Raw genomic sequence first — 11,073 nt, 5'->3', positions numbered from 1 at the left:
ATCTTTTTCAGATTTTCCTTTTCCCACGTATCTAAATCAATTCTGAGGTCGTCAATAAAGTGGAAGTGCTCAAAAAAATCGGCTCTTAACGTCTCATGGTAACTTGCTGTTGAATTAAGGATTTCCATTCTTTTGACCAGATAGCTACGCAGCTTTTGAGAAGCATCCAAATCAGAATTTTTAGTAATAACTCCCAGTTGGCTTTTAAGATGAGTAATTTCCTTTAAAATTACCTCCCTGAATAAATCCTCCTTACTAACGAAATGGTAGTATAACGAGCCTTTGGCTTTGCGTGCAACCTTTGCGATTTCGTCCATAGAGGTTTTGTGAAACCCGAACCGGCTAAACAGTTGGTTTGCAACCCGCAATATTGAATCTTTAGTAGAATCTATGCTCATGTTCTTTTTGTACTAAAATTGTTTTATGGTACAAAAATAGATATTTTTTTAAATAAAAAAATTTTTGCTTTCGTTTTATCGAAAGAAAGGTGAATTCAGGCGTACCATTTTATTAACAATTTTGGTTCATCACAAAAACGGATACTTATTAGCGTGTAAATTGTAAATCTTAAGAATGAAGTAATCCACATCCCTGTTAACCATATGTTTTTCTTTTCAATACTTTAAATATAACGCTTCCGCGGATAATCTTGGAGAAATTGAGGAACCTACCGGATACTACTTTGCAGCCGGTCCGGTGTTGGTAGCTGATATTTCCCTTTTCGGGATGATTTTGCACTACGAAAGAGCCTGGACCAAAGGCTGGCGAATGCATGAAATGCCTGACCAGAAGCCTGTGGAAGGCTATCCGGCACCCAACTTCTGAAACCACTTAGTGGTGTTTCAGCCTTTTGGAAGTTTACACGCCGGGTTTGATTTTGTCCACATAGTAAATAACGGAAATACCTCAATCAAGGCTACCGCATGGCATTTTACATTGGGTATTCACTTTAGTTAAACAGATACTGAATTCAGTACCCGTATAGAGCTCAGCTACACCCTCACCACCGAAGATAACCAAACGATAGATGCAACCGCTTCCATAGAATACGTTAAGGTGGAATTGCAGGAAATTGAATAAAACCCAAGGTCGTACTACGTGCTGAGACGGGTACCAGCTCCTTCCCAAAGGCTCAGAGCCAGCGGGAAGGAGGTTTGGTATTTTAGCGTTGTTCCTCGCTCCCATCCTCATATCTGGCAAACCTTCTTGCCTCGCGGGGATGCACGTTGTCATGGCGTTCCCACGGCCAGCCGCCGAATTGCGTTTTACGGTAATCCAGAAAGGCTTGTTGGATTTCGGCTCCATTGTTCATCACAAACGGGCCGTGTTGCACAACGGGTTCGTTGATGGGGCGGCCCTGCAGCATGAGCAGGTAGCCTTTTTCCGAACCATTCTTCAGCTTCACCGGCTGGTCGGCCAGCAATTCCACCTCGTTGTAAGGCTTCACATCCACCCCGGCTATGTTGATTCCCGAGCCACGGTAAAAATAGAGTGAGCGGCGGGATTCGAGGGAAACCGGCGGTACCTTTAGAAAGGCTCCGGGCTCCATCTCTATCAACCAAATGCCAATCTCATTCTTCGGATCGGCTGCCCACGAATCCGGAGCAGGAGCCGGCGCTTTAGCATTTCCAAATTCGCCGGCAATGACGGTTATTTTTGAGGTTAACCCTTGCTCATCCTTTGATTCATGAACCGGGATATCCTCCGCCCACAGCATCTTGTAAAAAGGCTCGGCAAACTTTTTGGCTTTCGGCAAGTTCAGCCATATCTGGAAAAGCTCCAGCGGGTTGGGTTTGTCCTTGTGAACCAGCGGAAACATTTCGGCGTGCTGGAGGCCTGCGCCGGCTGTCATCCACTGCACATCGCCGTCACCGTAGCGACCGGCTGCACCAAACGAATCCGAATGGTCAACGAATCCTTTCAGCACCACGGTAATGGTTTCAAATCCGCGGTGCGGGTGTTCTGGAAACCCCGGAACGGTTTCACCATGGTACATGCGCCAGCCATCTTTTACTGTGAAATCTTGTCCTATATTTCTCCCGGCCAACGAAGCATCCGGACCCATTTCGTTATTGCCTTTGGGATACTTGTCGTTATGATGAATGCAAAACAGAAACGGATCGCTGGTCTGCCAGGCAAATCCTAAAGGACGTATGTTGGTGATAAGTTTGTTGTACATAACTTTTCTTTTAATTTTATAAAACAGTAATCTATCCCAAATATAAAGAAAAAAGGAAGAACTAAATAGCCCTTCCCTTTTTCTCAAGACAATAGCGTGAGAATTACACTTAACCCTACATTAACAATTCTCCATTTGCCGAAAAAATCAGATACTTCACAGAAAACTTTGGTAGTGTTTATAGTTTTTTTTCTATGTTTGCGCCCTGATAAAAACAAGATGGATATACAACAGAGAATAGTAGAAAAAGCCACACGGCAATTTTTCCACTATGGAATCAGGAATGTAACCATGGACGGGATTGCGGCGGTGTTGGGAATATCGAAACGTACTGTTTACGAGATATTTAAGGACAAAAACGAATTGGTACACGAATGTCTTAAAAGTATAAAACAAAAACACAATGCAAAAAATCAGGAAATTGTTGCTACATCGACGAATGTGATTGAAACCATTTTCTCGTTTATGCAGGAAGGAATTAAAGCCATGAACGCCATTAATCCGGTGTTTTTTCGGGATATGGAAAAATTTTACAACAGCACCTGGAAAAATATTAAGGAAGAAAATGAAAAAGAAGGCTTCATGCTGACAAATGAATTGCTAAAGAAAGGAATAAAAGAAGGGCTGTTCAGGGAAGATATTAACATTCAGGTTGTTTCACAACTTTTCCATGAGCAGATGAACCTGCTGGCCAATGAAGAGATTTTTCCACGCGATGAATTCAATTACACTGACGTATTCCAAAACCTCACTATTAACTTTATGCGGGGCATTTCAACCAAAAAAGGAATTGAACTCATCGATTCGATGCTGGATGAATAATAATATTTTGAAACATTTAAAAAAAAATGAATACAGATAACAAGAAAACAAAACAATGTGCTATGAGAAGAAAACAGATTTTTACTCTGGTTTTGGGATTCATGCTTTTTGGCGGAATAAATGCGCAGGAGAAGCTTTCGCTCGACCTGGAAGCGGCCAAAGAGTATGCCCTCAACTACAACCGGACCATCAAAAATTCGGGGCTGGCCATTGACCAGTCACAGGAACAACTCTGGGCAACTATTGCAGCCGGGTTGCCGCAGATAAATGCTACAGTTGATTATTCTAATGCTTTGGGTGCAGATATAAGCATTCAGTTTGATGAAAGCCAGGAGCCGTCTAAAATTCCGATTAAACCTACCAGTAATTTTAACCTGAATGTGAACCAACTGCTTTTTAACGGCGGTTACATTGTGGGAATACAAACTGCAAAACTTGCGGAAAAGCTTGCCCAAAAAAACCAGGTAAAAACAAAACAGGATATTGTGAGCCAGGTTATTGAAGGCTACTACCTTGTTTTGCTTTCAGAAGAATCAGTAAAAATACTGGAAACCAATATTGCCAACCTGCGTGAAATTTACCGCAAAACCGAACCCATGGTAAAAGTGGGAATGATTGAACAATTGGAACTCGACCAGCTTTCGGTTCAGGTAAACTCGCTCGACAACGCACTGAAATCGGCCGAACGCCAATACGAAATGACTAAAAACCTGCTGAGAGTGCAGCTGGGAGTTACGGCAGAAACCGAACTGGAGCTTACCGAAACCCTTTCGGAAATAATGGACGAAAAAAACACAGCCGAACTGCTGATGGATACTTCTTTCGAAGTAACTGAAAACATCGATTATCAGCTAATGAACGTTCAGGAACAGATGACCGAAAAGCAGATAAAAATGCAACAGGCCAATTACCTGCCAACACTTTCGGGTTATTACAATTACACTGAAAAAATATTAAAACCTGCATTCGACATGTCGCCAAAACACATGGTTGGGTTACAAATGAACATTCCGATTTTCTCGAGTGGCGAAAGGCGCTCGCAGGTAAGGCAGGCAAAAATTGACCTGGAAACCACACGAAACAATAAAGCCCTGCTCGGGGATCAGCTTTCCATTCAGTACAAAGAACTTCAGTTTAACCTGCGAAGCGCTTACGAAAGTTTTGAAACCCAGCAAAAAAATGTGGAGGTTGCCCGCAGGGTTTACGAAAACATAAAACGAAAATATGAGCAGGGAATGATTTCGGGGATTGAACTTACAACTGCCGACAACAACTACCTGCAGGCCGAAACCGAATACCTGAACTCTATGCTGGAAGTGCTGAAAGCACAAAACGAACTCAATACACTCACCGGAGAAGTAATTAACAATTAAAGAATAATCAGATGAAACAGAATCGCATTTTAACATTTTTATTCACCCTGGCAGTTGCCGTGCTTGCTTCGTGCTCGCAAGGCAAGCAGGAAGAAACTTCAGCTGCCGGCAATGAGCAGCAAAAAGAACCGGTTGAAGTTATAAAACTGCAACCCCAGGTTGTTGCCCGCTCGGTAGAATACCCGGCAACACTCGAAGCTTACGAAGAAGTGCACATGGTACCGGCGCAACCCGGCCGTATTGAAAATATTTTTGTTGATGTTAGCGACAGGGTAACCAAAGGTACCCTGCTGGTACAAATGGATAAAACCCAGTTGCACCAGGCCGAAGTACAACTTCAAAACCTGAAAGCCGATTTCAATCGCCTCGATACCCTTAAGCAATACGGAAGTGTTGCGCAACAACAGTACGACCAGGTAAAAACTCAATACGAAGTGGCCAAATCAAACGTAGAATTTCTGAAAGAAAATACTCAGTTGCTGGCACCTTTTAACGGAGTAGTATCAGGCCGCTATTTCGAACCCGGCGAGATGTACTCCGGCGCACCCACCACACCGACAGGAAAAGCCGCTGTTCTTTCCATTGTTCAAATCAACCGTTTAAAAGCCATTGTCCCGGTTTCAGAAAAACACTTCCCCAAAATAGAAGAAGGGGAGGAGACTAAAATAAAGGCTGACATTTATCCGGATAAAGTTTTTACAGGCCGTATCGAACGTGTCCACCCAACTGTTGACGCAATCAACCGGACTTTTAATGTAGAAATTGTCATAAATAACCGTGAAGGGTTGCTACGCCCGGGTATGTTTGCAAGGGCTGCTTTTAATCTCGGTAAAGAGGAGACTCTCCTTTTGCCCAGCATAGCCGTGCTTAAGTTGCAGGGCTCAAACGAACGCTACCTGTTTAAAGAAGAAAATGGAGTGGCCCGCCGTGTGTCTGTCACTATTGGGGAACGGTACGATGAAAATATTGAAGTTTTCTCGGATGACCTGGAACCAGGAGATAATATAATTGTAAGCGGCCAGGCCCGCCTGGTTGACGCGGTTCCCGTTCAAGTGGTTGAAGGTTAATTTTATTACAATTTTAGAACACTGAAAGGAAAACATTATGAGTATATACAAAAATGCTGTAAACAAACCAATTACTACCATTCTTATTTTTGTGGCAGTAGTTGTGATGGGTATTTTTTCACTGATGCAGGTCCCCATTGATTTGTTTCCAGAGATGGACCCCCCATATATTTCGGTAATTACTTCTTATCCGGGAGCTAATGCTTCAGAAATAGAAACCAATATTACAGACCCACTTGAGAACGCCCTTAACGCGGTGGACAACCTGAAAGAGATTACTTCAACTTCAGAGGATAATGTATCACAGGTTACCCTTGAATTTGAATGGGGCTCCAATTTGGACGAGGCAGCCAATGACATACGCGATGCGGTAGACCGGATTATCTCTGTTCTGCCGGAGGAAGTGGACAGGCCCACGATATTCAAGTTTAACACCAGTATGTTTCCTGTTATTTTTTATGCGATAACGGCTGACGAAAGTTACCCGGGCCTGGAAAAAATACTGGACGAGAAAATTATTAATCCATTGAACCGGATTGAGGGAGTGGGCACAGTTGGCCTTGCCGGTAGTCCACAGAGGATTGTCTATGTAGAGTCCGATCCTAAATTGCTCGACGCATACAATCTGACTGTGGAGCAGTTAGGAAATGTTATTGCCGCCGAAAATAGTAACCTTCCTTCGGGGAGTGTAAAAATGGGAGATATTGACTACCAGTTGCAGGTGAGGGGTGAATTTTCAACGAGTGAAATGATAGAAAACCTGGTTGTCGGCAACATGGCTGGTAAACCTGTTTATATAAGGGATGTTGCTACTGTCAGGGATTCGCTTCGTGACGTATCTCTCGTCCAACGAATAAATGGGAAACAAGGTGTAAGAATGTTCGTTATGAAGCAGTCGGGAGCCAATACCGTCAAAGTGGCCAGCGAAGTGAAAGAAATGATTAAAACTCTTCAAAACGACCTTCCTCCAGATATTAAAATGGAAGTAATTGTTGACTCATCAGATTTCATTCAAAGGTCAATTTCCAACCTTACACAAACATTATTGTGGGCATTACTGGCTATTGTGCTGGTTATCCTGTTTTTTCTCGGAAGGTGGAGAGCTACCTTCATTGTCGCCATTATCATACCTATTTCACTCGTCGTTGCTTTTATTTACCTTTTCATTACTGGTAATTCCATTAACATCATTGCGCTTTCTTCTCTTGCAATAGCGATTGGAATGGTAGTAGATGATGCCATCGTGGTTTTGGAAAATATTACACGCCATATTGAAAGGGGAACTGCCCCCCGTGATGCAGCTATTTATGCTACTAATGAAGTTTGGCTGGCTATTATTGCCACTACGCTGGTTATTGTGGCGGTTTTTTTCCCACTTACCCTGGTTTCGGGACTTACAGGCATTTTCTTTAACCAGTTGGGCTGGATAGTTACTATTACGGTTGTTACTTCAACAATTGCCGCTATAACGTTAACCCCCCTGCTTTCTTCCTTGATGCTTCGTTTAAGGTCTTCAGGTAATTCAACCCGCCGGTTCACTTTAAGCAATATCAGTGAAAAGATTTTGAATAAAATTGATGATATTTATTCCAAAACGCTACGATGGATTTTAAGGCATAAAGCCTTTACAATTCTAACCTCGCTGGCCGTTTTTGTTTTATCATTATTTTTGTTAAATTATATTGATACCGAGTTTATGCCCGAAAGCGACCAGGACCAGCTCACTGCAACCATAGAACTGCAAACCGGGCTACGGGTAGAAGAAACCATGAAAGTGGCCAGATACGTGGAAGGAATAATTGCCGAAAAGATACCGGAAGCAACGCTGGTCTCTACTTCTTCAGGGGCAGACGAAGAAGGAGGGATAAGCTCTATGTTTTCGGAGGCCGCCAGCAATATAATAGATATTACTATGCGGTTGAAACCCGGAAGTGAACGAGAACGGGATGTGTGGGAACTTGCACGCGTTTTGCGTGAAGAACTTGCCTTGATACCGGAAGTGATCACAGCTACGGTTAGTACCTCAGGAGGAGCTGGGTCAGCACTTACCGAGAATACGATAGATATTGAAATTTACGGGTACGATTTCGATGTTACCACTGCTTTGGCAGAAGATATCAAGCAAAAGGTTTCGGCCATACCGGGAGCCGCCAACGTTCAAATCAGCCGGAAACCGGAAAAACCCGAGTTACAGTTTGTTATGGACAGGGAAAAACTGGCATTACACGGGTTGACTTCCACCCAGGTAGCTATGTTCCTTCGTAATCGCGTCAGTGGATTGATAGCTTCACAATTTAAAGAAGAAGGGGAAGAATATGATATTCGTATCCGGTTAAAAGAAGAGTTCCGCAGTTCTGTGTCAAAAATCGAAGAACTCACCATTGTTTCGCCTGCCGGCAATGAAATCATGCTTGCAGAATTGGGAGAGATTAAGGAATACTGGTCGCCGCCAAATATTGAACACAAACGCAGGCAACGTATGGTAACTGTCTCTTTAACACCTGACAGGGTTCCGCTGGGGCAACTGGCCGAGAGTGTAAAAACCGAAATGGAAAGCATTTCAATCCCTCCGGGTGTTATGACGTACGTTGGAGGTGCGTATGAAGACCAACAGGAATCTTTCAGTGATCTCGGCCTTCTTTTACTTCTGGGTATTGTCCTGGTTTTTATTGCCATGGCCTCCCAGTTTGAATCGTTCTTAGAGCCATTCATTATCATGTTTGCTATTCCATTTTCTTTTACAGGGGTATTCCTGGCTTTGTTTTTGACCGAAACTACCTTAAGCATTATCGCAGGTATGGGGGCCGTTTTGCTCATCGGTATTGTAGTTAAAAACGGGATTGTAATGGTAGATTTTATTAATCTAATGCGCGACAGGGGCCTTGAGCTTAATGAAGCTATTGTGGTTTCAGGGAAATCGCGTTTGCGCCCGGTACTGATGACGGCTATGACTACCATGCTGGGTATGTTACCCATGGCGTTAAGCAGAGGCGAAGGTTCCGAAATATGGAGCCCTCTTGGTATAAGCGTAGTAGGCGGTTTATTTTTCTCTACGATGGTAACCCTGGTGCTTATCCCTGCTATTTATGCCGTTTTGTCGCGTCACGGGGAAAGAAATAAAAAACAGGAAGTATACAAACACATCAAGTTTTTGGAATAGTTTTTCCTGTTGTTGAACTGTTAAATTAAAAATATAAATAAATGAAAGCAGTAATGATAGTATTCAACCAAACCAATACCGACCGTGTGGATTATATGTTCGATCACCTGGGCATAAGAGGATACACCTGGTTTAGTGAAGTAAAGGGAAAGGGGACCAATACCGGCGAACCGCGTATGGGCACCCACACCTGGCCCGAAATGAATTCGGCCGCTCTTACAATGATTCCCGATGAAAAAGTGGACACTTTACTGGAAGCAGTAAAAAAGCTCGACGAAATTAATAAGGAAGTCGGGGTTCGTGCATTTGTATGGAATATTGAAAAAACGGTATAACACTTTTGTAAAAACCGAAAAACCGACGGTGTCGCTCGAAGCGACGCCGTCGGTCAGCCAACAACGAGCGAGGGTTTCGCAACAAGCGAAGCCCTCGCTTTTTTTAGGCAAAATTTATATTGATGATATATTTCCGGGCCACTTCTTTATTCACCAACTTCCCGTTTCTAAAACCGGCATAATCACGTGCTGAAGAAAACTCCCAGTCAGTTGTTTTCTGCACCAAACCCGCTTTTACCGGATTCTGATGAATGTAATGAAAACACAATTCCGGGTATTGCTTTTCAGAATCGGTAATATTGATTTGCGTGCCTGAGCTTGTGTTGTAAAATGAAGGAGTAATCCCATCGGAGCAGGTAATGCATTCAGCTTTGGTGCCTTCTCTGAAAAGTTTTCCGCTCCTGTTATGCATTTTGTTGATTGCATTTGTATAGGAACGTAGCATTATACCTATCGAATCATTAAAAGTTCGCATTTTTCGCATTTCCTCACCGACGGTGTCGCTCGAAGCGACGCCGTCGGTTTGGGAATGCCCCTCGTTGTCAATAGGTAATTCTTCATAATTTACCAACACCATTAAATGAAAATGATTGGGCATCAAACACCACGCAATTATATCGGTATAGGGCAAAATGTAAGTCTTTACTTTTCTTAAAAAGTACAGGTAATTTTCGCGGTCGAAGAAAATTTTCTGGCGGTTGTTGCCCTGGTTGTAAATATGGTAAATGTGTTCCTTTTCAAATTGCATGGTAATAATTGTTTTGAACGAGTCATCGTCGGTGTCGCTCAGAGCGACGCCGACGATTTGCTAATTTAACAAAACCTGCCATAAAAAATCCGAGGAAGGCAGTTATTTATCCAACATCAATTGTATTTTTGAAAAAAAACCGGAAACTATGGCTAAAAAATTTTCGCTTGACAAAAAATTCATTAAAATTTTATTGCTCGAAGGCATCCACCTTTCATCGGTTGAAAGCCTGAATGCAGCGGGTTACAACAATGTGGAATACCTGAAAACGGCGCTTGATGAAGCAGAACTGGAAGAAAAAATAAAAGATGTGCACATGATTGGCATCCGCTCGCGAACGCAGCTCACGGAAAAGGTGCTGAAAAAAGCAAGGAAACTTTTTACCGTGGGTTGTTTCAGCATCGGTACCAACCAGGTGGATCTGAAAGCTGCCAAACAAAAGGGAGTTCCAGTTTTTAACGCTCCTTTTTCCAACACCCGCTCGGTGGCCGAACTGGTACTTGCCGAAACCATTTTGCTGATACGCGGAGTACCTTCAAAAAACGCAGCAGCGCACCGGGGCGAATGGCTGAAATCGGCCAAAAATTCTTTTGAGGTCCGGGATAAAAACATCGGGATTATTGGCTACGGACACATTGGTTCGCAGGTTTCCATCCTGGCCGAATCGCTGGGGATGAATGTTTATTTTTACGATATCGAGAAGAAACTTTGCCTGGGAAAAGCACATCCCTGCAATTCGCTCGACGATTTGCTGAAAATTTCGGACGTGGTTACGCTGCACGTTCCGGATACGGAAAGCACGCGCAAAATGATTTCCAAAGATCAGCTTTCAAAAATGAAGAAAGGTGCGCTTCTGATTAATGCTTCGCGCGGTACAGTAGTGGATTACCCGGCGCTGGCCGAAGCGCTCCGCAGCGGACACCTGGCCGGTGCAGCCGCCGATGTTTTCCCGGAAGAACCGGCCTCGAACAACGAAAAATTTCATTCCGAACTGCAGCAATTCGACAACGTCATTCTTACGCCGCACATTGGAGGAAGCACCACGGAAGCGCAGGAAAACATCGGGAAGGAAGTGGCCGAGAAACTCATTCGTTACAGCGATAACGGTTCCACCATCGGCGCGGTAAACTTCCCGCAAATATCACTGCTTTCCAACCGCGAAAAACAACGGTTCCTGCACATTCATAAAAATGTGCCGGGCTTGCTGAAAGACATCAACGATGTGTTTACCACCAAAGGCATCAACATTGCCTCGCAGTATTTGCAAACCGATGCCGACATCGGTTACGTGATTGTGGACACCGAAAGCGACATGAGCAAAACCATACTTCGGGAACTCAAAAAAATTCCACACACGATTAAGGCGAGGATGCTGTATTGAACCGCAGG

Annotated in this window: 10 protein-coding genes; 7 read left to right on the top strand and 3 right to left on the bottom strand. The window is 43.6% G+C overall.

All coding sequences use genetic code 11. The features are described 5' to 3' along the window. Positions 1–317 (bottom strand): TetR/AcrR family transcriptional regulator (locus ACTCNA_RS06680; RefSeq protein ID WP_462947128.1); only part of this gene is annotated, 317 nt, incomplete at its 3' end. A 379-nt stretch (positions 318–696) separates the two neighbouring features. Here ACTCNA_RS06680 and ACTCNA_RS06675 point away from each other — a divergent pair. Continuing rightward, positions 697–825 carry a hypothetical protein gene (locus ACTCNA_RS06675; RefSeq protein WP_462947127.1) on the top strand — a complete coding sequence of 43 codons (129 nt, stop codon included), beginning with the start codon at positions 697–699 and terminating at the stop codon, positions 823–825. A gap of 337 nt (positions 826–1,162) precedes the next feature. Here the strand turns inward: ACTCNA_RS06675 and ACTCNA_RS06670 are convergent, their stop codons facing one another. Beyond that, entirely contained in the window at positions 1,163–2,179 is a 1,017-nt protein-coding gene (locus tag ACTCNA_RS06670; protein WP_462947126.1) for a pirin family protein, read from the bottom strand. 219 nt (positions 2,180–2,398) lie between these two features. On the opposite strand from ACTCNA_RS06670, the gene ACTCNA_RS06665 reads away from it, so the two are divergent. From ACTCNA_RS06665 to ACTCNA_RS06645, 5 genes are all read left to right on the top strand, one after another. Then, positions 2,399–3,001 carry a TetR/AcrR family transcriptional regulator gene (locus ACTCNA_RS06665; protein WP_462947125.1) on the top strand — a complete coding sequence of 201 codons (603 nt, stop codon included), beginning with the start codon at positions 2,399–2,401 and terminating at the stop codon, positions 2,999–3,001. A gap of 62 nt (positions 3,002–3,063) precedes the next feature. Further along, a complete protein-coding gene (locus tag ACTCNA_RS06660; RefSeq protein WP_462947124.1) occupies positions 3,064–4,374 on the top strand; it encodes a TolC family protein in 1,311 nt (436 codons plus the stop codon). An 11-nt stretch (positions 4,375–4,385) separates the two neighbouring features. Next, the gene (locus ACTCNA_RS06655) at positions 4,386–5,441 is read left to right on the top strand and encodes an efflux RND transporter periplasmic adaptor subunit (protein WP_462947123.1); all 1,056 of its coding nucleotides are present in this window, start codon (positions 4,386–4,388) and stop codon (positions 5,439–5,441) included. 37 nt (positions 5,442–5,478) lie between these two features. Next, a complete protein-coding gene (locus ACTCNA_RS06650) occupies positions 5,479–8,601 on the top strand; it encodes an efflux RND transporter permease subunit (RefSeq protein ID WP_462947122.1) in 3,123 nt (1,040 codons plus the stop codon). Positions 8,602–8,642: 41 nt separating this feature from the next. Further along, on the top strand, positions 8,643–8,936 hold the full coding sequence (locus ACTCNA_RS06645) for a PG0541 family transporter-associated protein (RefSeq protein WP_462947121.1): 294 nt from the start codon (positions 8,643–8,645) through the stop codon (positions 8,934–8,936). Between the two features lie 103 nt (positions 8,937–9,039). Here the strand turns inward: ACTCNA_RS06645 and ACTCNA_RS06640 are convergent, their stop codons facing one another. Beyond that, complete coding sequence (locus ACTCNA_RS06640) at positions 9,040–9,684, bottom strand: transposase (RefSeq protein WP_462947120.1); 645 nt, start codon at positions 9,682–9,684, stop codon at positions 9,040–9,042. 148 nt (positions 9,685–9,832) lie between these two features. Between ACTCNA_RS06640 and serA the strand changes: the two genes are divergently transcribed. Further along, positions 9,833–11,065 (top strand): phosphoglycerate dehydrogenase, encoded by a 1,233-nt coding sequence (gene serA / locus ACTCNA_RS06635; protein ID WP_462947119.1) that lies wholly within the window; start codon positions 9,833–9,835, stop codon positions 11,063–11,065. Positions 11,066–11,073 lie beyond the last annotated feature (8 nt).

The sequence above is a fragment of the Tangfeifania sp. genome (assembly GCF_055108615.1).
This window is presented reverse-complemented; position numbering and strand designations above follow the sequence as displayed.